The 22,179-nt window shown below is 43.6% G+C and carries 17 protein-coding genes; 1 reads left to right on the top strand and 16 read right to left on the bottom strand.

What is annotated here, in order from left to right; translation table 11 throughout:
• Positions 1–8 precede the first annotated feature (8 nt).
• From AC04Q4_RS14270 to AC04Q4_RS14195, 16 genes are all read right to left on the bottom strand, one after another.
• A complete protein-coding gene (locus tag AC04Q4_RS14270) occupies positions 9–677 on the bottom strand; it encodes a hypothetical protein (RefSeq protein WP_173737935.1) in 669 nt (222 codons plus the stop codon).
• A gap of 240 nt (positions 678–917) precedes the next feature.
• Positions 918–3,647, bottom strand: a complete 2,730-nt coding sequence (locus tag AC04Q4_RS14265) for a fibronectin type III domain-containing protein (RefSeq protein ID WP_173737936.1) — start codon at positions 3,645–3,647, stop codon at positions 918–920.
• A 240-nt stretch (positions 3,648–3,887) separates the two neighbouring features.
• On the bottom strand, positions 3,888–4,211 hold the full coding sequence (locus tag AC04Q4_RS14260; protein WP_173737937.1) for a helix-turn-helix domain-containing protein: 324 nt from the start codon (positions 4,209–4,211) through the stop codon (positions 3,888–3,890).
• Positions 4,212–4,311: 100 nt separating this feature from the next.
• Complete coding sequence (locus tag AC04Q4_RS14255) at positions 4,312–5,598, bottom strand: MBL fold metallo-hydrolase (protein ID WP_243251416.1); 1,287 nt, start codon at positions 5,596–5,598, stop codon at positions 4,312–4,314.
• A 77-nt stretch (positions 5,599–5,675) separates the two neighbouring features.
• Positions 5,676–6,170, bottom strand: coding sequence for a GNAT family N-acetyltransferase (locus tag AC04Q4_RS14250; protein WP_173737938.1), 495 nt, complete (start codon positions 6,168–6,170; stop codon positions 5,676–5,678).
• A gap of 335 nt (positions 6,171–6,505) precedes the next feature.
• A complete protein-coding gene (locus AC04Q4_RS14245; RefSeq protein WP_476389183.1) occupies positions 6,506–7,264 on the bottom strand; it encodes an ATP-binding cassette domain-containing protein in 759 nt (252 codons plus the stop codon).
• Between the two features lie 21 nt (positions 7,265–7,285).
• A complete protein-coding gene (locus AC04Q4_RS14240) occupies positions 7,286–8,092 on the bottom strand; it encodes an ATP-binding cassette domain-containing protein (RefSeq protein ID WP_476389182.1) in 807 nt (268 codons plus the stop codon).
• 17 nt (positions 8,093–8,109) lie between these two features.
• Positions 8,110–9,672, bottom strand: a complete 1,563-nt coding sequence (locus tag AC04Q4_RS14235) for an ABC transporter substrate-binding protein (RefSeq protein ID WP_476389181.1) — start codon at positions 9,670–9,672, stop codon at positions 8,110–8,112.
• Positions 9,673–9,701: 29 nt separating this feature from the next.
• Positions 9,702–10,568, bottom strand: a complete 867-nt coding sequence (nikC, locus tag AC04Q4_RS14230; protein WP_476389180.1) for a nickel transporter permease — start codon at positions 10,566–10,568, stop codon at positions 9,702–9,704.
• On the bottom strand, positions 10,565–11,509 hold the full coding sequence (gene nikB / locus AC04Q4_RS14225) for a nickel ABC transporter permease (RefSeq protein WP_476389179.1): 945 nt from the start codon (positions 11,507–11,509) through the stop codon (positions 10,565–10,567). The genes nikC and nikB overlap by 4 nt, the downstream gene beginning before the upstream one ends.
• 120 nt (positions 11,510–11,629) lie before the next feature.
• A complete protein-coding gene (locus AC04Q4_RS14220; RefSeq protein ID WP_476389178.1) occupies positions 11,630–13,639 on the bottom strand; it encodes a dipeptide ABC transporter ATP-binding protein in 2,010 nt (669 codons plus the stop codon).
• 25 nt (positions 13,640–13,664) lie between these two features.
• Positions 13,665–15,251, bottom strand: a complete 1,587-nt coding sequence (locus tag AC04Q4_RS14215) for an ABC transporter substrate-binding protein (protein ID WP_476389177.1) — start codon at positions 15,249–15,251, stop codon at positions 13,665–13,667.
• Positions 15,252–15,356: 105 nt separating this feature from the next.
• Positions 15,357–16,274: an ABC transporter permease subunit gene (locus tag AC04Q4_RS14210; protein WP_476389176.1), complete on the bottom strand. Its 918-nt coding sequence runs from the start codon at positions 16,272–16,274 to the stop codon at positions 15,357–15,359.
• Positions 16,268–17,260, bottom strand: a complete 993-nt coding sequence (locus tag AC04Q4_RS14205; protein WP_476389175.1) for an ABC transporter permease subunit — start codon at positions 17,258–17,260, stop codon at positions 16,268–16,270. The genes AC04Q4_RS14210 and AC04Q4_RS14205 overlap by 7 nt, the downstream gene beginning before the upstream one ends.
• Positions 17,261–17,707: 447 nt before the next feature.
• Positions 17,708–18,616, bottom strand: a complete 909-nt coding sequence (locus AC04Q4_RS14200; RefSeq protein WP_476389174.1) for a LysR family transcriptional regulator — start codon at positions 18,614–18,616, stop codon at positions 17,708–17,710.
• 4 nt (positions 18,617–18,620) lie between these two features.
• Complete coding sequence (locus tag AC04Q4_RS14195; RefSeq protein ID WP_476389173.1) at positions 18,621–21,062, bottom strand: methyltransferase domain-containing protein; 2,442 nt, start codon at positions 21,060–21,062, stop codon at positions 18,621–18,623.
• Positions 21,063–21,543: 481 nt separating this feature from the next.
• On the opposite strand from AC04Q4_RS14195, the gene AC04Q4_RS14190 reads away from it, so the two are divergent.
• The gene (locus AC04Q4_RS14190) at positions 21,544–22,179 is read left to right on the top strand and encodes an endonuclease III (RefSeq protein ID WP_178808666.1); all 636 of its coding nucleotides are present in this window, start codon (positions 21,544–21,546) and stop codon (positions 22,177–22,179) included.

Raw genomic sequence — 22,179 nt, 5'->3', positions numbered from 1 at the left:
GGCCGATATTATGGCTGTGCTACATAAACAAGCACATTGTAAAAATTATTATTCTTTCTGGATTTCATTCGCATCATTATTCTGTTGGTACCTTTCGGAAGATTTTTTCCGTTTTTTATGTTTGTAACTACACCTTTTTTGTTATAGCAGTAAATGGATTCCAGTTTATAATTCGGATTTAGTTTATATGTAAATTTTCCATTAAGTGAGTTTTTCGGCAGTACAGCAGTTCCTGATCTGTTCAGTTTGGCAGTATAAGCTTTAGAACCGATTTTTAATGTCTTTAATGGATTTTCCCATTTATAGACTGTATAGCGGCATGTTCTTGTATATGATTTTGATCCGATTTTAACTGTAACTTTAATTTGGGTACTTCCCGGTCCTTTCGGTGTTGTCTCATATCCTGCAAAGCTTTTACCGTTTCTGGTAAATGCATAAGTCTTTACTGTTACTACTTTTGTGTTATAGCTCTTCGCGGTTATTTTCACCTTTGTTGTATACTCCGGTGTGAAAAAATCACATCCCATTCCTGTCGCCGCTGATCTGAATACAGTGCTGGTCTTTTTCGGCATCTGACTGAGCGGATTCTTCTGTGCCGCACAGACACTTACAGACATGGCAAATACAGCCATAATGACAGCCAAAACAGTAATAAACACATTTTTTCTTTTTCTCATAAATTATTTTCTCCTTCCATGTTTTCTGAAATTTATTGAGAAGTTACGTTTTTAGTATAGCTGTTTTTTTCGCAAATAACAATTCATTCTTATACTGTCTGTCATGAAATCATCTGCCACATTGTAATCAGACAAATTCCTTCTGAAGTCCTTTACAGAAAGCATAGCAAAAAGCAGGAGCTGATTCCCCGTCTGGGAAAAGCTTCTGCTTCTGCTTTTTCTCGTCTGTTTACTTTTTTTCTATTTTACAACAACTTTCTTACTGACTGACCATGCGCCATATACTGTTTTTTTATTTACAATCTTATATGCCCGGATTCTCACATAATATGTTTTCTTTGATGTCAGTTTTTTGATCGTTGTGGAACGTTTTCCTGCACCTGCTATTTTTACAGTTTTAGCTTTGGAAAAGTTTTTACTTGTGCTGTACTGGATCTGATAGCCGGTACTTCCTGTTATTGTTTTCCAGCTGAGTGTTGCTGACTTTTTACCTGTTTTCAAGCTGGATAAAGTACTTTTCTTTAACACAATTTTGAAGGTTGCTTTTCCGGAGCACTTCTTGTAATTTCCCTTTCCGGTTACAGTAACTGATGCTGTACCTATATTTTTATTATTGGTACATTTCACTGTATAGTATTTGCCGGAAAGCTTCTTGCCCTTGTAGGTTACTGTAATGGATGGAGTCTGTGTTTTACCGTTATAGGCTACTGTAGCTGCCGAAAGTTTGACGGTGAATTTGCCTGTTGGAAGGGCTGGTGTTGCGGTTGGTTTTGGTGTAGCTGTTACTGTTGGCTGCGGTGTCGGTGTCGCCGTTGGTTTCGGTGTCGCTGTTGGCCTTGGTGTAGCTGTTGGTGTCACCGTCGGCTTTGGCGTTGCTGTTGGCTTCGGCGTTGCTGTTGGCTTCGGCGTTGCTGTTGGTGTCGCCGTTGGTTTTGCATAATGAACTTTTACCTTATCTAAGTATTCTGTCCCATAAATCGTAACTTTTTTCCATGAAGCTTCGCTTCCCTGATAGTAAATATCTTTCAGTTTATCACATAAAACATTGAAATAATTCAGTACAGTTACACTTTCCGGAATAGTAACACTTTCCAGGTTTTTGCACTGAAAGAATGTCCGAAATGCTAAGGCTGTAACCCCTGATGGAATAGTAACTGTAGTTAAAGTATCACAGTTTCCAAAAGCCTCCTGGCCAATTTTCGTTACACTGGACGGAATTGTAATACTTTTTAATTTTTTACAGCCGGAAAAAGCCAGCTGCGGTATCTCTGTAATGCCATATGGCAGATTAATCTCTTCCAATGAACCACTGCCCATAAAAGCTTTATCTTCAAGAGAAGTAACACTTGATGGCAAAACAAATTTTCTCACATTATTTGAACCGATTTTATGTATCTCGCGAATTCCCTCCGCAAAGGTAACTGTATCTATATTTGATGCACTCAGGACATCTTCTGTCCATGCTTTCACACTTTTAGGAATGGTCAGATTATCATAACATACACCCCAAAATACCTTATATCCAATTTTCTCAATTGTGTCTGTAAATGAAATATCTGTAAATTTTTTTTCATAGGAAAAAGGAGTGCTGCTATCCAGATCCACGCAGGCAAATGCTCCATCTGAAATACCTGTAACCCCGCTTTCTACTTTTATAGAATTTATTTCTTTAGTCCAGTATTTCATCCACGGAGCAATTCCCAGCCCCATCTCTCCCTTGCTGTAACTTTTTGAACTGTTGGGCGTTCCATAGATAAACATATCTCCTGATCCCCAGATTCTTAATACGCCCTTCTGATCTACTGACCAATAGCAATGCTCACCGCAGATTCCCATAGCCCTTACATCACCAGCTGCATTCATCAGACTTTTTTCTGTATTGCAGAATCGGCATTTATAATATTTCGTTGTTCCGGATTCCAGTTCCCACATATGACCAACTTTAGATCCTGAACAGCTGGATAATGTTTCATTTGTCAAATCTAATATATCCGGTTTTTCTGTTGGTTTCGGTATCGGATTTCCCGACACTTTCCAGGTTTTCCATGTTACATTGCTTCCTATAAAGGAACTGGCTGTCCAGGTACTGTTATTCTCGGGATAATACGCAGTTGTTGTAGTATAACTGAACACATCGCTGTAAGAATTATTGTCAAACACAGGCGCATTTCCTTTAAAATATATGCTTTCCAGCTTTTTCCCCATGTACCCGAATCCCTGCTCGCCTATATATTCTACACTTGCAGGAACTATAATGGACTTCGGATAATTTAATTCAAAAAATGCCATAATCCCAATCTTTTTTGTTCCTTCTGGTATTGCATAGCTTGCTGCTGATTTTCCACCGGGATATGCTACTAATTCTGTTTTATCTTTACTGAAAAGCACTCCGTCTACTGAAGTGAAATTTTTGTTTTTGTCACTTACAGCTATTGCTGTCAATGAGTTGCTGTTAATCGCACCTTCCTCAATAGTTGTAACAGATGCCGGAATCAAAATAGTTGACATTCCACATCCTGAAAAAGCCTGATATCCAATGCTTGTAACACTTTCAGGAATCGTTACTTCCTTCAGATTCGTAAGTCCAAAAAATGCAGCCCCTCCGATTCTCGTAATTCCATTTTGTATGATTACTTTTTTTACTGCATTTTGATAATAACTTGGAAGAAAAGATTCTCCAAACCCATCTTCCATCTGTCCGGAACCGCTGATCGTAAGCGTTCCGTCTGTATCCAGATTCCAGTTCACACCTGTTCCACAGTTTCCGGACGCCTTGGCCTGCGGCACATCAACCACATCTCCTTCGGAAAACAGCTCCTCTTCATCACCATCTGACCAGATATTCACATCATCTGTCACTGTGCTTTCCGGTGAATCACAAAAATCATATGCTATTTCTGCTGCATAAGCCGAAGCAGGCTGACAACTCAATAAAATAGTCATAAATACTGCTATTGTTTTCTTCTTCATCCGAATACCTCCTGTAATTTTTCTATAATTTTACTATTTTCTTTTTGTTTTCACAACTATAATCAGTATGTATCTATATTTCTCCTGACATTTTGTTACCGTTCACTGGTAATATTCCGCGAAGCAAGTTACGAAGAACAGAGTAAACAGTAACAAAGCAGGCACAAAAAGCCACGACCGTCTCAATACTCAGAGATTGTCGTGGCTTTTCTCATTTTTAGCCTTTATTGCTTCCTGACTCTAACGCTTATGCTTCATCATCTCACGCAGCGCAGCCAGAAATACATCCAGTTCCACGTCTGTGCATTTGTTCATCATAAGATTCATCTCGTTTACGCGTTTCGCATGTTCATCGGATTGTTTCTCCATGAGCATGGCATCCATGGAAAAGTTCAGGACATCTGCCAGTAAAAAGAGTACTTCTACGGATGGCTTTCTGTGTTCGCTTTCGATGTGTTTCATATGTGTAGGGCTGATGTTGATCGCTTCTGCAAGCTGTTCCTGAGTCATCTTGTTATCCATTCGTGCTCTGCGGATCGTATCACCTAATAATCCGTCTTTCATTCGTAATCCATCTCCTTTTTTCAACAGGATACGTGGATAATTGAATGTTGGAAATCATCTTTAAGAGATTTATTTTTCTCTGAAAGAGCACTTTTTAAACTTAGATGTCTTTGTAATAAGATGGTGAAATTACGTCATATTCACGACAGGAGCAGCCATTTTCATAGCTGTCGCAGCAGTCACAGTTGGAACAGTACATGTGTGCATCATTAATATAAAACAGGCCGCCGTACTGCATGGATGTACGCTGATTCTTGGATTTTTTCTTGCTGTTATCGTAGTAGGCTCCATTTGGGATCATCATATTTTCCGGGGAAAATCTGCTGAAATCAAAGAAGTGTGATTCTGTTCCGTGATGAGGTACCTTGATGCACCAGTAATGCTCGTGGAGAGGGATCTTTCCATCGTAATCTTCCACGATCATCTTCATATACTGTGGCTGCACATCTCCGGTAAACAGAAGGTTCAGTTCACTGTCACTTGTGTTCTGGAATGCAAGGCTGATCTTGTGGCGGAACTGGCGTAAAAGATGACCCTGTTTTTCTGCACATTCCAGAAGTGTCTGAAATTCCGGTGTGACCTGAAGTTCGCGGAATTTCTTTTCTAATTTCTCTGGTCTTAAACGGCGCTGGGTTTCTTTCTGTGAATTCTCAATATCTTCCTGCTCAGCTGATTTAACTGCTGATTTTACTCCTGTTCCTGCTGTGCTTGCAGTTTCAGCTCCAACTGTTCCATTCGCAGCTGCATCTACAGCTTCTTTCTCTGCCCCCAGGTTGTCTGCCCCGTTTTCATCCACAGTCATAGACATAAACAGCTGACGTACTTCCTCTGCGATATTCACAAGCTCAGTCATGGCTTTTTCATTATCTTCGATCAGAGAGTTAAATACATCCTCAGTTTCTCTGTTCACCATTTTCACATCCGGCCAGAGGGCTGTATATTTCCCTTCAAACTCCGATCCTCTTGACAGAAGATCGATCTTTACTTTTCTGGCGCAAAGTGCTTCTGCCAGGGCCAAAAGACTGACACGTCTTCCCGGCAGACTGGCTTTTTTCGTGACATCTGCAAGGAGAAGCAGTGTCAGTGTATATTTCATTTCCGGATCAGAAAATACATCCGGGAGATAGATTTTTTCAAATTCGTAGGCATCTCTCCTGTACCGCATCATATAAAGAAGCCCGGATACGTGATCCGGATGAAAATGTGTGAGAAGGAGATTTTTTTTGCGGATGGTGGTAAGGTCTGAGATGATCACATCAAAAACTTCTCTTCGCGGTCTTCCCTCGATCTTACTGTTAACTGCACCGAAATCCACAAGCAGGCTGCCTTTTCTGTCGCGAATGCAGAAACAGTCTCCGAATCCTACATTGTACATTCGTATTCTCATTTACTTTCCCTCTGGTTTTCTGTTTATCTGCTGCATTCCCGGCAGCAGTTTTTTCTCTCAGGTTATCTTATTATTTCTCAGAACCAGATCTGCATATCGTACCAGGTGGCTCCACCATGGCAGGAATCTGCAACTCCCAGTTTCTTCATTCCGTGGCTTTCATAAAACGGGATCATATGCTCCTTGCAGGTAAGGATAAGAGCTTTTTTTCCACGTTCTTTCGCAAGATCCTTGAAGTATTCCACAAGTTCTCCGGCAATTCCCTGATGACGGTATTCCGGGATCACGTTCAGTCCAAATACAGTCTGGATCTCTCCGTCTTTCTTATGAAGTGTGATGTCGTGATAAAATTCATCCGGAAGTACCGGTTTATCTGTGGTCCCTCCGTTGATAAATCCTACAATCTTATCATCTTTCACTGCTACTACGAAATTCTCCGGGAATGCTCCCATACGGTTCACTACATCCTCATGGCTTGCTGCTTCCGCCGGCGGGAAACAGATTGCCTCGATCTCGGCCAGCCTGTCTGCTTCTTCTGGATGCGCCAGTCTGATCTGTAAATTCTCTGCCATGTATATTTCCTCCTGAAACTAATACAATCTTTTAAAATCAATATTTCTTTAATTATATCGGCTGAATGAAAATGCGTCAACGTTCAACCTCAGGCTTTTTTTATAATCCAGTTTGTCGTGAACTGTAATATACTGACAATGTTGTCCATCCGAAACCCGGCAGCGAGAGAAGGTGAGGTAAATAGCCAGATATCGAAAAGCCCCCAGTATTCACACTACTGAGGGCTTCATTCTTTCGTCTTTGCCAGACTTATTCTTTCTTTTGCCTGTTGGCATTATAGCATGTGCTTTGAGGCAGAGCAATATACTTCTCACTGAAAATTAATTTCAACGTCTCACAACACCGACTCGATCAGCCTCTCCGTATACTCCGTCTTCGGCCTCTCAATGATTTCCTCCGGTGTTCCTTCTTCCTCTACATGTCCGTCGTGCATCACGATCACCCGGTCGCAGAACATCTGAACAAGAGCCAGGTCGTGGCAGATAAAAATAAACGCCAGATTCTTTTCTTTTTTCAGCTTTATGAGAAGCTCCATAATCTGTTTCTGTACAGTCACATCAAGAGCACTGGTGGCTTCATCACAGATCAGAATTTTCGGCTCCACAGCTAGGGCTCTTGCAATGGCTGCTCTCTGACATTCCCCACCACTGACCTGATGAGGATACCGGTTTGCATAATCTGCACTCAGTCCATATTTAATAAGAAGATTTTCCACACGTTTCCTGGTTTCTTTCTTACTTATCCCCATATTTCGGAGACTTTCCCCGATTCCATCCCCAAGTGTACATCTTGGATCAAAGGATTCTCCCGGAGTCTGGAATACCATCTGGATTTCTCTGTACGTTTCCCGCAGTTCTTTTCCCTTTACCTGTGTAATATTTTTTCCCAGAAGAAAAATCTCTCCGCCGGTCAGTTCTGTCAGATGAGTGATCATCTTTGCAACCGTACTTTTTCCTGATCCGGACTCCCCTACAATACCAAGACATTCTCCCTGTTTCAGAAAAAAACTCACATCTTCCACAGCTGTAAAGGATTTTTTCCCTGATATAAAATTCTTTTTTAAATGACGTACTTCCAGTATATATTCTGCCACTTCTTCTCTCCATTCCTTGTTTCAGCCTGTACAAATGCTCTCCAGCTTGCCTCTGTTCAGACGCGGCACAGAATTCATAAGCTCTTTTGTATAAGGATCCTGCGGATCGTCCAGTATCTGCCTGGTATCTCCGTATTCCATCACTTTGCCGTTCTTCAGCACCAGAACCTTATCTGCCATTTTTCCAACTACTCCGATGTTATGCGTGACAATGATCATGGCTGTATGATATTCCCGACGCAGGAGCAGCATTTCCTCAACAACCTGTTTCTGCACAATCACATCAAGGGCACTGGTCGGCTCATCTGCAAGCAGAAGAGATGGATGCTGCAGCATGGAAATGCAGATTCCCACACGCTGGTTCATACCACCGGACAGTTCAAAAGGATAACTCCTCAGAACACGCCTGCCATCCTTCAGCCCGATCTTTTCCATCATTTCTATTGCACGTTCTTCGCATTCCCTGCGGCTGATTTTTTCATGTTCTCGCATACTTTCGTAAATCTGATCGCCAACTGTACGGATCGGGCAAAGCGCAGCACCGGAGTCCTGAAAAACCATAGCGATCTCCGGTCCCAGGAGTGTTCGGAGTTCTTTTTCCGGCATATCCGCTACATTCCTTCCCATGTACCAGATATCACCTTCCGTAACCATGCCTTCATTTCCCAGAAGTCCCATAACAGCCTTAATGATAGTACTTTTTCCACTTCCGGATTCACCTACCACCCCAAGGATCTCTCCTTTATTCAGCTCCAGATTTATATCCTGAACAACAGGTTCTCCATTATAACAGATCGTCACATGATCAAGTTTCAGCAATGCTTCCATTTAAAATCTCCCAGCCGTTATTTCACTTCCAGATCTGCCGTGATCTCATAATAATCACATGGATGTGCAGTCAGCCCTGACACATTGGATTTTGATACCAGTCCCATATTCAGATGAGAAACAAAGAAATACGCATCATCATCAAGAATTGTCTGCTGTGCTTCGATGGCAAGTTTTCCTCTCTCATCTGCGTCAAAGGTCCCATGCATTTTTGCTATGATATCATCCAGACTTGAGTTACTGTATTTGCCATAATTTTTTGCTGCCCCGGATACAACTGTGCTTGTGAAAAAGTACTCCGGATCACCGGTCGGTGCAGTTGTAAGAGAACTTACATATACGTCAAAATCTCCATTCTTCGCATAGGTTGCATGATCTGCCGTATTATTTACATTTACCTCAATTCCAATATCCTTTAAAGTAGACTGTGCATATTCAGCAAGCTTCGGCTGTTCCAGACGTGTCGGATAAGTCAGCCATGTAACAGAGAGTTTTTTTCCATCCTTATCTGCATATCCATCACCATCTGTATCCTTCCATCCGGATTCCTCAAGAAGTTTTTTTGCGCCTTCCGGATCATAGGATGGTGCTTTCACTGCATCATTTCCGTAAGAAAAGCTGCCCGGGAAAGCTCCCACTGCCGGAACGCCACGATTCTCCATGATCACGCTGCAGAAGCCGTCCTTATCAATTCCCATCTCAATAGCTTCCCTCACATTCTTATCCTGCATCAGTTCAGATTTCATATTAAACTGGCCGAAAAAGCAGCGGCTTGTTGCAACAGAACTGATCTGATAATCAGGATTTCCGTCAAATAAGGTATAATTGTCATACTGAAGCCCGTAAGTTCCCTGGATATCTCCTGTCTGCAGAGCTGCTGTCAGTGCACTTCCGTCAGAAAAAGATTTCACGATCACATTATCAGTCTTTACTTCTCCGCCCCAGTAGTTTTCATTCTTCACCAGCTTAATTTCTGTGGGGGAAACCTCTGTTGCAATAAAAGGACCTGTACCTGCAACATTGGCAGAACCGCCTTCTCCCTGCACACCATAATCCATATCTATGATAGCCCCATATGGATCTCCAAGATAATTGATGATCGCAGGACAGGCTTCTGTTGTATGGATCGTCACCGTCATTCCGTCTGCCTCGATCTTGTCAATCTTCATATCTGACGGTGCCCGGTCATGATTCGCGATCAGATCATCCAGACATTCTTTAACTGCTTCTCCGTCCATATCTCTGCCGCTGGAAAATTTCACGCCATCACGAAGCGTAATTTTCACAGTATTATCATCTGTAAATTCATAATCTGTAGCAAGCCACGGTTCGATCTCCATGTTGTCATTATATTTAAACAAGGTCTCCCCTACACCATAACGCAGGCAGCTCCAGCCGGAATAATTATCATGTGGGTTCAGACCTGCATCTCCCATCTCCTCACTGTATCCGGTTGTTCCGTAAACAAAAGTTGTCCCTTCTGTTTTATCCTTATTTTTACTTTTCGCATTTACAGACACTCCTGTCATACCCATAACCAGCATTGCCGCAAGTGTCGCTGCCATTATTTTTTTCCTCATATTTTTTCTCTCTTTCTTTTACTCTGATATCATTTTCCTCTGTTCCGTTCTCTTGGATCCATATAATCCCGGACTGTATCGCCCAGCAGATTAAATAGCATAACTGTAATAAAAATCGCGGCTCCCGGAGCCAGCACCATCCACGGTGCGATCTGCAGCATACTTCTTCCGTCATTGATCATACTTCCCCACTCAGCCATTGGCGGCTTCACTCCAAGTCCCAGGAAGGAAAGTCCTGCAAGCTCCATCATCATGGTTCCGATATCAAGAACTGCTGTCACAAGAATCGGTCCTGCAATATTGGGTAAAATATGTTTTATCAGAAGTTTTCCTGTACTGCTGCCGGAAAGCTTCGCTGCCATCAGATACGGAGAAGCTTTCTGTGTCAGGGTAAGTCCTCTGGCGAGCCTTGCAAATTTCGGCCAGCTGATCACAGCCAGAGCGATGATCGCATTCTGGATTCCCCCTCCCAGCACAGCAGCTACTGCCAGTGCAAAAACAAGTCCCGGGAATGCAAGAAAAAGGTCGGAAATACGCATAAGGACTGCCTCTGTTTTTCCGCCTCTCCAGCCGCATAAAATTCCGATCACAGTTCCCACAACCGTGATCACAGCTACCAGGATCAGTGTTCCGTAAATACTCACAGTACTTCCTGTAATCACTCTTGACAGCATATCTCTGCCATAACGGTCTGTTCCCAGAAGATGCTCCGGGCATGGTGCCTTCTGTGCCAGTGTCAGATCCTGCACATAAGGATCATAAGGGCAAAGATATTTTGCAAACGCTGCGATCAGCAAAAGTACTGCAGTCAGTATCAGAAAAAATATCAGTTTGGCCCTGATATGATTTTTCCTGATTTTCTGTTTCCGGACAGTTATCTTTTTTTCTCCACTCATGCTCTGTCACCTCCAAGCCTTACTCTCGGATCAAGATAGTGGTAAACGATATCTGTCACAAGATTTACCAGTACATAGATAACCGCCATCCATGCCACATAAGCCTGTATAATGGGATAATCCCGCATATTGATGGCATCTACAGCCAGCTTTCCAACTCCGTCCCACATAAAAATATTCTCTACAATGGCTGTTCCTCCCAGAAGATTTCCGATGGATAAGGCCAGAAGAGTGATGATTGTCAGCATTGATGCTTTCATAACACTTTTCCATATGATCACGCTTCCTCTGATTCCCCGAGCCTTCGCCCCCATCACATACGGCTTGTTCAGCTCTTCCAAAACCGTGGCACGTACCTGCCTTGTATACTTGGCAGCCATAGAAACAGCCAGCGTCAGTGTAGGAAGAATGATGCTCTGTCCAAAATCAGAATTCGTTACTACCGGTAAAATTCCCAGTTTAACAGATAAAAAATACATCAGAACCATTGCCGCAAAAAAATTCGGCATGGAATTTCCCACAAAGCTTAAGAACCGGATCACATAATCGATCCATTTATTATGTTTCACCGCAGATAAAATTCCAAGGGGAACCGCAAGAAGAACAGTTAGAATGATAGATGACAATGTCAGCATGATCGTTGCCGGAAGCTTTGAAGTGAAAGTTTCGTAAACATCTCTGTGGGAAACATAACTCTCTCCCATATCACCTGTGACCATCCCTGCAAACCAGTTTGCATATTGAACAGGAAACGGCTTATCAAGACCATATTCCGCCTTTGTCTTATCAATAATTTCCTGTGATACTGCAGAGCCTGCATTTTCATACATATACGTCACTGCATCTCCACCGGCCAGCCTCATCATGGCAAAAGACAGAAATGTGATCCCGATCAGGACCGGGATCAGCTGCAGAAGTCTTTTAAAAATATACCTTCTCATTTTCTTCCTTTCCGCATTTTAAATGTTCAGATAATAAAAGTTTAACAATCCTCCTGCTCTGTCACAACCCCCGTGGGGGGATTTCACCTATTCCATTCTGTCATGTATATGTATTCCTTTTTATGAATAACATTCTGCTCCATTGTATACTTCACCTCGTACTCTGTGTCCCGGTGATATTTCCAGCCAGTTTTCTTCCTGACTCTGTATCTCATTGTATTCGATCAGTGCATGTCCACGCTCTGACACCGGATCCGGAATATGTATTGCCGAAAGCAAAGATCTTGTATATGGATGACACGGATTTCCAAAAAGCTCCTCCGTTGGTGCCATCTCAACCAGTTTCCCGTTTTTCATTACACCAACCGTATCACTCAAAAACCGCACCATCGACAGATCATGGGCAATAAACAAAAATGAAAACTTCTTTTCTTTCTGAAGCTTTTTAAACAGCATAACGATCTGCGCCTGAATGGAAATATCCAGAGAGGCAATTGGTTCGTCTGCAATAATAAGGCGTGGCTCCATAAGAAGACTTCTTCCGATCGCCACTCTCTGCCTCTGGCCTCCGGAAAGCTCTCCGGGTCTTTTGGAAAGGATGCTTTCATCCAGTCCGGTTTCTTTCAGAATTTCCTGAAGCTTATTTTCCAGAAGCTCCCGATTCCTGATCCTTCGGCTGATCTTTATCGGTTCCAGCATGATCTGCCGGATGTTCATTCTTGGATTTAAAGCCGCACCAGAATCCTGAAAAATCATCTGGATTTCTCCCTGCATCCGTTTTCTGATATCGTTGTCACCTGTTCGCCTCAGTCCGAAAGGACTTTTTTTATCCGAAAGCTTCTCTCCCCTGTAAAAGAGTTCTCCACCTGTGGGGTGATAAATTCCAGCCAAGGTTCTGGCTGTTGTGGATTTTCCGCATCCGGTCTCGCCAACCAGTGCCATGATCTCGCCTTCCCGGATTCCAAAAGAAACATCATCTACTGCCCGTATAGTATAATCTGAACGAACCCGGAAGTATTGTTTCAGATTTTTAGCTTCTATGAGTATTTCCTTCTGCGCATAATCTTTTCTTTTTAAATCAGGCGTTGCTTTTTCCCATGTCCGGTTATCCTGACCACAGGCGCAAGGCTCCTGCTGTCTTTTTTTCAGAAATGAAGGTTTTTCTACTTTCGGAGCTCTTTCATCCAGCAGCCATGTCGCAGCATAATGAGTTTCACTGACCTTAAACATCGGCGGCCCTTTTTCATAATCAATGGCAAGTGCCTGAGAATTCCGGACAGCAAAAGCATCTCCCTGTGGGGGATTCAGAAGTGATGGCGGCATTCCCGGAATAGGATTCAACACACCTTTTTCATTTGTAAAAAATGGAAGGGAAGAAAGAAGTCCCCATGTATACGGATGTCTTGGATCATAATAAACTTCTTCTGCTGTTCCGATCTCAACGATCTTTCCTGCATACATTACGGCAACCCTGTCTGCGATCCTTGCAACAGCTCCCAGATCATGTGATATAAATACAATGCTGACTCCTGTTTTTTCCCGAATTTCCAGAAGCAGATCCAGGATTTTGGCTTCCACAGTTACATCCAGAGCTGTGGTAGCTTCATCCGCAAACAAAATCTGTGGATTACATGCCAGCGCAATAGCAAGAACACATCTCTGTCTCATTCCGCCTGAAAAAAAATGAGGTTGAAGTCCATATCGCTGCTCTGCATCTGAAATTCCTACCAGCTTCAGCATTTCTATCGCTTTCTTTTCAGCATCACCTCTGGATACCTTCTGATTTTTGATGATCGCTTCTGTGATCTGTTTTCCGACAGGGATCGTAGGATTCAGAGTCAGCATAGGATCCTGAAACACCATACTTACCTTGCTTCCGCACAGCTTCTCCATCTTTTTTCTTTTATAATCTGTAATGTTTTCTCCGCAAAGCCGGATTTCTCCATTTTTCACCCTGGCATTTGGCGGCAGCAGTTTCATCACACTGCGGCACATCACTGTTTTTCCGCATCCGGATTCACCTACGATACAAAGAATCTCTCCTTTTTTCACAGAAAGATCCACATTCCGGACGGCCTGTACCTCGCCGTCCGGTGTGTCAAAGCTTACCGAATAGTTTTTTAATTCCAAAACGGTTTCCTGCATATTTTTTCCCTTATTTTGTAATAGTCCAGTCTTCAATATTCCACATAACGCCTACGGAATGATGTCCGAGAACACGTGTGGTATCCAGTCCGGAAATTCCGGAAACACCTACATAATCACCCTGAAGATAAGCTACCAGAAGAATTCCAGGTGCCTGCGCATAAGCCTTTTCAAACTCACCGTAGGATTTTTTTCGTGCTTCCTCTGTTTCACCGTGACGTCCTTCCTCCAGATATTTGTCAACATCTGCATTGGAATAATGCATATTGTTTCCACTTGCATCTGTCACAAAATTTACATATGCCATATCCGGATCGAACTGTGTTGAATAGCCTGCAAGGAATCCATTATATCCTGCATCCCAGTCAAATTTTGTCACCAGTTTTACTTCCATCTCCACGCCAGCCTGTTTCAGCATATCTGACATAACATTGGCAATATCCACACGCTCCTCTTCATAGTCACGGACCTGAATAGTGAAATGGAATTTCTGCCCGTTTCTCTCATAGATGCCATCATCACCTTTTTTCCAGCCAAGCTCTTCCATCTTCTTTGCAAAAGTATCCAGATCATAGGAATAAATATTTGCTTCTTTGTCAGTTCCAAGAGGATTTCTCTGGATCGGGCTGTACGCCGGCTCTCCCTGACCTGCCAGAACACCTGCGATAATGGAATCTTTATCCAGTGCATAGTTCAGAACGCCAATGGAATCTCCGTTTTCTTTCCAGAAATCCGTGCTCATATCCATGGCAGCTCCACGGTAATCTGCTGTTGTGAACTCCCAGTAATTATATCCGTCCTTGTCCTTAAACTGGGAAGCATAGTTGGAATTCAGCCATGCAAGATCAGCTTCTCCGGACTGGAGCATAGTTGCCTTGGTAGTCTCATCAGATACGGTACGGTATACTACTGTTTCAATATTCGGAACTTTTCCATAGTAGTCTTCATTTCGTTTCAATGTGATCATTCCACCTGTGGCATCCCAGTCTTCGAATTTATAACGTCCTGTTCCTACCGGATTCTGGTTAAAAGATGTTGTATTTATATCTTCACCTTCAAGAAGATGCTCCGGAAGGATTCCCATGGTAAAATAATCCAGCATTGCCGCATCATACTGGTCAAGGGTGAATACTACGGTCTTATCATCCGGTGCCTCGATATCTGTGATATCCTGATAATTGCTGGTAATGCTTGCACCCAGAGTTTCATCCTCTGTAAGCTCTTTGTAAGTATATACAACATCTTCAGCATTAAAAGCTTCTCCGTCATGCCACTTCACACCATCACGAAGTTTAAAAGTATAAGTATTGGTATCTTTATCAAAGGTATAGCTCTCTGCAAGATCCTCTACAGGTTTTCCATTTGCATCATATTTCATCAGACCGGAAAAAATAAGATCCGGAAGCTCATCATGATTGTTCAGAAGCGGATTGATCGTACTTTCCGACTCTCCTGCATAAACCAGTGTTTTGTTTTCTTCTGCTGCAAATGCAGTTACTGTTCCCCCTGTTACAGCTCCTGTACATACTGCTGTCACTGCCGCAAGCGTTACTGCTGCACATTTCTTTCCGTAACTGTTCCCTGTTCTCTTTTTCATTTTTGTTTTCCTCATCTTTCCTTATTTTCGAACCGGTTATCCACACTTCGTCTGGCTTTATCCATATCCTGTCAGATACCGGCACCATTCCACATATCATTTCCATCAGAGATTGCTGTATTTATTATTCACTTCGCTTCTTACAAAGCTTCCCACATTGGTAATACACATCAGAGTAACCACCAGAAAAACTCCCGGTATCACGATCACCCACCAGGTATTCATGATCAGTGCTTTATTAGCCAGGGAAAGCATGCTTCCCCAGGAAACTACATCTGCCGGAAGTCCCAGTCCCAGAAAGCTTAAAGTAGATTCCATAGTGATACAACTGCTGACAGATGAGATCACCACAAACATGATCGCTGAAACAAAATTCGGTATCAGATGATAATACATCACATATCCAAAGCCTCCTCCGCAGAGTCTTGCATACATCACATAATCGCTGTTCCGTATCTGCCGCACTTCACTTCTTACGATACGGGCCAGTGCGAACCATCCGGTAATACCAATGATAACGGAAATGCCGATCACATCATCTGCCTGAAAAACAGCAGATAAGATCAGTATCATAAGAAGTGTCGGAATACTTCCACACATTTCCGTAAATCGCATCAGGACCGAATCAACCTTTGGTCCTGCCGTTCCGCTGATGCATCCGTAGGTAACACCGATCACAGTAATGATCGCTGCTCCTGAAATTCCGATCACCAGAGATACTCTTCCTCCATACCAGATCAGGGAGTAGATATCTCTTCCAAGAGAATCCGTTCCAAAAATAAATTCCCTTCCAGGCGGTGTATTCAGATTCCGGAGATAAAATCCTGAAGGATCATGATTTGCTACAAGATTCGCAAATACACATCCCAACACAACTATCAGCAGCAGAATCATGGAGAAAACCGGTTTTCCCTTCAGCTTTTCCCTGAATGTTTTCTTTCTTTTTTGAACTTCATACGTTTTCCACCCAGGACCTACCACCTGGAAAAGCTCTTCTTCGGAAATCATACTGTTATCTACCATACTCTCACCTCTGAATCCTTCATTCTCGGATCAATCTCCTCATTAACAGTCTGTGCAATAAAACTGCTTAAAAATACGATAAAGCCCGTGATCAGCACATCTACCATCAGAAGATTATAGTCATGATATTTGGCAGATTCCACTGCCAGATTTCCAATACCTGCATAATTGAATACTGCCTCGACCGTCACTGTTCCACCGGTTACGTGAGGGACTGAAACCGCCATAATACTTACAATGGTAGGCATTACATTTCTGAGACAGTGTTTCCACAGAATTTTTCTTTTGGAAAGCCCTTTGGCCCTGGCAAGCAATACATAATCTTTCCGCACCTCATCCAGAAATTTGTTTCGTATCATATATGCGTAATACCACAGATGACTTAAGATCATAACCACAAGCGGAAGTACCATATGTCTGATACGATTGCCAATGCTGTCTGCCATTCCGACATCATAAGCGCCACTGCTCGGAAACCATCCCAGATTTACGCTGAAGATCAGTATCAGTACCACCCCCAGCCAGAAAGCCGGCACATAAAAGGCTACTGTTCCTATCTTACAGATCAGACGGTCGATCCACTGATCTTCATGAAGAGTACAGAATATTGCGATCAGGATTGCCAGCATAAAGATCACTACATAGGCGACTCCCCCCAGTACCAGAGTATTCCCGATCAGCGGTTTTATCACATTCATGACCGGCTGCCTGTACTTCAAGGACAGTCCGAACTCTCCATGAACTGCATTGGTGAGCCATTTTACATATTGTACTGCAATTCCCTGATCAAGTCCCAGCCTTGTCCTGGCAGCAGCTATCTCTTCGCTGGTCATCATCTCAAGATAATCCCCGTAAAAGGACTGCAGCGGATCTCCCGGTGCAAGTCTTGCCATCCAGAAAACCACGACAGACAGCAGAAACATAACTACTGCAAGCAAAATGATCCGTTTCAGGATCCGGGCACCTATCTTATTTCCTTTGTTCATAATTTTCCTTTCCCACGTCCCATTACTTACACGCGAGACAGATATTCGCATTCCATTCTGCTGCATGCTCATGAACGCAATCGCTTTGCGATTTGCGTTCATATTTCAAAAGCAGTTATGGTATCAAAAACCATAACTGCTTTTGAAAGGGTCGTGTTATTATTCGACAAAACATTTGCATGCACAAACAGGAGTGCGCGGAGGTTGTGTGCATTACAGTGTTTAATATGCAGCACGCGGATTGTGCTGTTGATATTATTTTATCATTTAATGATATTTGAACAACCCCGGTATGGGGATATTGGGTCAGTCGGGTTTGGCATAGATGTGCATTCCAATTTTCTTATGCCATACCGTTAAACACAAAACAGCCGGCATCTTCCTGCAGCAGAATCTTATTCTGCACAGAAAAATCCCGGCTGGTCTTTTCTTTATTTTTATTGCAGCTTATAAAGTCTGAAATCTTCCCTTTACAAATTCCAGGAAATCTTTTCCCTGGTCACTGAGTGTCTCACCTCGTCTTCTGATACATCCATAAACAAGTCTCTGGCCTTCTCCCGGAAATGTATACTTCACTCTGGAATACCCGGGATCGCGGCCTGAAAGATCTGCTCCACTTATATTGCACAGCTCGCCGGAACCCAGAAGACGTTCTACGATATAGTCACTGTTGGTCACCACTACCATCTCTGCTTCCACTGCGGAATGTCCGTTTTCCTCCACAAGATTCCGATAATTATCCGATGAAAATTCATCCGGGAATCTCTGTATCAGTCTCAGCTGGGACATCTTAAACTCTCCCACCTCTGACGCTGAATCTTTTTTCCCGGTATATATATTTACTTCCGTCTCAGTCAGTGGTTCAAATTCCAGATAATTCCGTAACAGAAAATACTGAAAGGCTGCCAGCTGGTTCTGCATCACATAAGCAAAGCCCATATCATCCTGGCGCGATTTCACTCTTCTTACAATCTCGTGTGTATCTGCTGCATAAACCTGATAATGGAGATCGTCCTTTTTGTGTGTTTCATAATATTCTACAAAAGTATCCGCAAACCAGGAGCTGGGATGAAAGCATACACTCAGACTGCTTTTTGCAAGAGGCTGCTGCTGCATTTCCAGTTCATTCATATTTTCCAGGATCTTCTGCACATGACCATATGCACGCTCTCCCTCCGGAGTCAGCTCGATACCTTTTGCATGGCGGACAAACAGCTGAGTCCGCATGTCATCCTCCATGGAGCGAATCACCTTGCTTACATTGGACTGGGTGGTAAAAAGTATCTCTGCAGCCTGGCTGAAAGAACCTGTTTTGGCACAGGCTGCAAAATACTGGATCTGTTTGATATTCAGCATATTTCTACCCCTGTTTCTTCGCAAAAATCAGGAACATCGGGGTAGGATTGTAAAACTCATCTTTTTCTATATAAATACGTTTACTGATTCCCAGGTCAAAAGAAAACTCCTCGACTCCCATGCGTCCCAGAGTTTCCAGATCCCAGGCAGGGCGAAGGAACGAGCTGATGGGAAGCTGGCGTTTGATGTCTTCACACTCCTGCATCAGATCATCCTGGATCTGATGATGTGCATGGTTTTCCGGAAGATCCGCAGTATCTGCAAAATCTGCTGCACCGTAGTTGGCATCCAGATTGATCATCACTCCGCCTGGTTTCAGCACACGGAACCACTCCTGGTAAGCATGCTCTGCATCCGGCAGCGTCCAGGTCAGATTTCGGGATACGATCACGTCAAATTCCTCATCCGGAAAATCCGGATTCTCAGCATCCATCACTGCAAACCGGCAGACCGTGTTCTCTTCCTCCGCAAGCTCTTTTGCATGGGCAATCATATCCGGTGTCAGGTCGATACCGGTTACATCGTGACCCTCTTTTGCAAGAAGAATGGTAAAAAATCCTGTTCCGCATCCCACATCCAGGATCTTAAGATTCTTTTTCTCAGGCAGGTGTTTCTTAAGCTCGATAAGCCATCTGCCTGCAAGTTCACTGTGAAGCTCAGCTCTTCTCTGTTCCAGGAAACTGTCACTTCGTTTTGTCCAGTACTGGGCGATCCTTGTTTTTCGCTCATCTTTTTCGCGCACAATATTTCCGTAGGTGATCACAGGGCCGCCTTCCACAACCTGAAGACTGGATACCTGGTAAAGGATCACGCCATCCATATCAGCACGGCAGATTTCCTGAACATTGCCTTCATAATCCCGGATCTCGCCAAGGATCTCATCCTGATGAATGATATCTCCCGGTTTTTTCAGCGGATACCAGAGGCCGTTGACACTTGCACACTGGTAGCGGACATCGTCCATTTTCAGCGGGTAATAAGTACTGTGGGAACGGATTCCATTATATGCTCCGATGCTGCAAAGAATATTCCGCACATCCCTGCGCATGGAATCTACTTCCTCCCTCTGCCAGGTTCCCATGCAGCCGCGTTCCAGAAGAACTGCCGGGATATCCAGGGTGCTGGCAGCATAATTATATGCACCACCTGTGCTTACATTTGACTGTACCATATATGGGACATCAACCTGCTCTGCCATTTTCCGTGAAGCTTCTGCAACCTCCGGCTTTGCCACGCCTGCAAAATATACATAAGGCGTCAGTTCCTCGTAATCATCACCGCCGTGAAGGTCAATGTAATAATCTGATTTTTGAATCAGTGATTCTGTGACAGCAGCTGCCAGACGTTCCATACGTGTGCCGTCTTTCTTCCCAGGGAAAACACGGTTCAGGTTTTTTCCATCCTCCCAGCTGATGCTGCCCGCGCGCTTTTCAAAATCTTCCCTGTTCAGTACTTTTACAAAAACCAGCTGTCCGTTCACATTCTCAGGCTTCAGCTTCTTTGAAAGCTCGATCAGGGTCTGGATCCCTACATATTCTCCGGCGTGGAGACCGGCTGTGACAAGAACTGTTTTTCCCGGATTTTTTCCACGGATGATGGTTGCAGGAAGTTTAAATTCTCCGTCTCCGATTTCGAGAAAACCTTCTGTTTTTTCGCCGTCTGCTACCGGAAGATTCAGGAAGTGATCCGGCTTTACACCTGTTACCATGAACATCGGAGTGGACTGGTAGTTCAGTCTCTCCTCCTCGCTCCAGACTGTTTTCCAGATTTCTGTATCTGTATGGATTCCCATAAGTCCTGTATTTCGAAGTGTCTTTACATCCCACTGAGGTCTGTGGATTTTTGAAAGAGGAACCTGCAGGGCAATCCGCTCCATACGTTCAATATCTGTACAGAGATAATGATCATCCAGGCTGTTGCTTTCCACATTTTTACGGTCATTTTCGTATGCTTTTCTCTGCTCTTCTTCGTAGAGATAACCATACCAGTTGGCATCAAAATTCAGAAGTCTTCCTCCTGCTTTCAGCACCCGGACCCACTCACTGTAGGCAATGTCCGGATGTTCCAGATTCCAGGTAAGGTTTCTGGAAATTACAATATCAAAAGTGTTGTCTGCAAACTCCAGTTTCTGTGCATCCATACGCTGAAAATGAATATTTTTGCAAAGCTCTCCCGCATTCTCCTTTGCTTTTTCCAGCATGCCTTCCGTATAGTCCACAGCATCTACTTTATATCCTGCTTCTGCCAGGATCACAGGGAAAAATCCGGGGCCTGTTCCAATATCCAGGATCCGGATCTCCTCCTTGGGCTTGTCTGGAAAATAACTGGTCAGAAGCTTCAGCCAGGCATTTTTCTGTGTTCCTGCAAGCTCTTTATGATTAACTTCGGAATACCCTTCTGTGCGGGTATTCCAGTATGATTCGATTTCATCGAGAAGTTTTTCCACGTTGATTCCTCCGCGCTTTCTTTATGATATGAGTGCCTGTTCCGGTAAGGTTTTCCTAACTCTTCCCATACCCACAGGTTATGTTTAATGTAGCAAATTGTCAGTGTTTTAACAAGCCCCTGGGGGGGATTAACTGACTGGAAGCTGTGTATTCTCTATACAGGCAGCAACCTTGTAATTCTCCGATTACTGTGGTATCATCCTAGTATGACTCACGCTAATTAACAATCTGATTCATGCTGGATAAATTTTCATCTACAAGGCGAAGGAATGAGGCGTAGCGGTGGCTACGGCGATTGACGACAACGCAGTAGATGGGAATTTATGCAAATGAAGCAGGTCGCTAATTAGCGTGAGCCATACTAGCTGTAGCAGACAGACGAATCCGGCAGATATTCGCGATCCGCATTTGCTGCACAATTTTACATTCAAACATTCCCTTACAGAACTTATCATTCTATCGAAAGGATTGATCATACAAATGACTAAACAGGAACTGGCTCTTGAAGTCATCAGCCGTTTAAAAAAAGAATATCCTGACGCAGACTGTACCCTGGATTATGATGATGCATGGAAGCTTCTGGTAAGCGTCCGTCTGGCAGCCCAATGTACAGATGCCCGGGTCAATGTAGTCGTCCAGGACCTCTATGCAAAATACCCGGATGTGGAAGCTCTTGCTGCTGCCGAACCGGAAGATATTGAAGCGATCGTACGTCCCTGCGGACTTGGAAAAAGCAAGGCCAGGGATATCAGTGCGTGCATGCGTATTCTCCATGAGCAGTATCACGGCAAGGTTCCGGAAGACTTCAACGCCCTCTTAAAACTCCCGGGAGTTGGCCGCAAAAGTGCCAACCTTATCATGGGTGATGTATTCGGCAAACCAGCCATTGTAACAGATACCCACTGTATCCGCCTTTCCAACCGCATCGGTCTTGTCCATGACCTGAAGGACCCAAAAAAAGTGGAAATGGAACTCTGGAAGATCATTCCGCCAAAGGAGGGCAATGACCTCTGCCATCGGCTTGTAAACCACGGAAGAGATGTCTGTACAGCACGGACAAAGCCTTACTGCGACCGCTGCTGTCTCAGCGATATCTGTGAAAAAAATGGAGTCTGA

Source organism: Blautia sp. HA8986, assembly GCF_056504635.1.
The sequence above is the reverse complement of the archived record's forward strand: the minus strand, read 5'-3'. Positions and strand labels throughout refer to the sequence as shown.

Coding starts and splice junctions, on each gene's coding strand:
- AC04Q4_RS14200 (WP_476389174.1), bottom strand. CDS start 18,616: ATGCTGAATATCAAACAGATCCAGTATTTTGCAGCCTGTGCCAAAACA.
- AC04Q4_RS14265 (WP_173737936.1), bottom strand. CDS start 3,647: ATGAAGAAGAAAACAATAGCAGTATTTATGACTATTTTATTGAGTTGT.
- AC04Q4_RS14270 (WP_173737935.1), bottom strand. CDS start 677: ATGAGAAAAAGAAAAAATGTGTTTATTACTGTTTTGGCTGTCATTATG.
- AC04Q4_RS14240 (WP_476389182.1), bottom strand. CDS start 8,092: ATGGAAGCATTGCTGAAACTTGATCATGTGACGATCTGTTATAATGGA.
- AC04Q4_RS14210 (WP_476389176.1), bottom strand. CDS start 16,274: ATGGTAGATAACAGTATGATTTCCGAAGAAGAGCTTTTCCAGGTGGTA.
- AC04Q4_RS14235 (WP_476389181.1), bottom strand. CDS start 9,672: ATGAGGAAAAAAATAATGGCAGCGACACTTGCGGCAATGCTGGTTATG.
- AC04Q4_RS14190 (WP_178808666.1), top strand. CDS start 21,544: ATGACTAAACAGGAACTGGCTCTTGAAGTCATCAGCCGTTTAAAAAAA.
- AC04Q4_RS14205 (WP_476389175.1), bottom strand. CDS start 17,260: ATGAACAAAGGAAATAAGATAGGTGCCCGGATCCTGAAACGGATCATT.
- AC04Q4_RS14215 (WP_476389177.1), bottom strand. CDS start 15,251: ATGAAAAAGAGAACAGGGAACAGTTACGGAAAGAAATGTGCAGCAGTA.
- nikB (WP_476389179.1), bottom strand. CDS start 11,509: ATGAGAAGGTATATTTTTAAAAGACTTCTGCAGCTGATCCCGGTCCTG.
- AC04Q4_RS14250 (WP_173737938.1), bottom strand. CDS start 6,170: ATGGCAGAGAATTTACAGATCAGACTGGCGCATCCAGAAGAAGCAGAC.
- AC04Q4_RS14255 (WP_243251416.1), bottom strand. CDS start 5,598: ATGAGAATACGAATGTACAATGTAGGATTCGGAGACTGTTTCTGCATT.
- nikC (WP_476389180.1), bottom strand. CDS start 10,568: ATGAGTGGAGAAAAAAAGATAACTGTCCGGAAACAGAAAATCAGGAAA.
- AC04Q4_RS14260 (WP_173737937.1), bottom strand. CDS start 4,211: ATGAAAGACGGATTATTAGGTGATACGATCCGCAGAGCACGAATGGAT.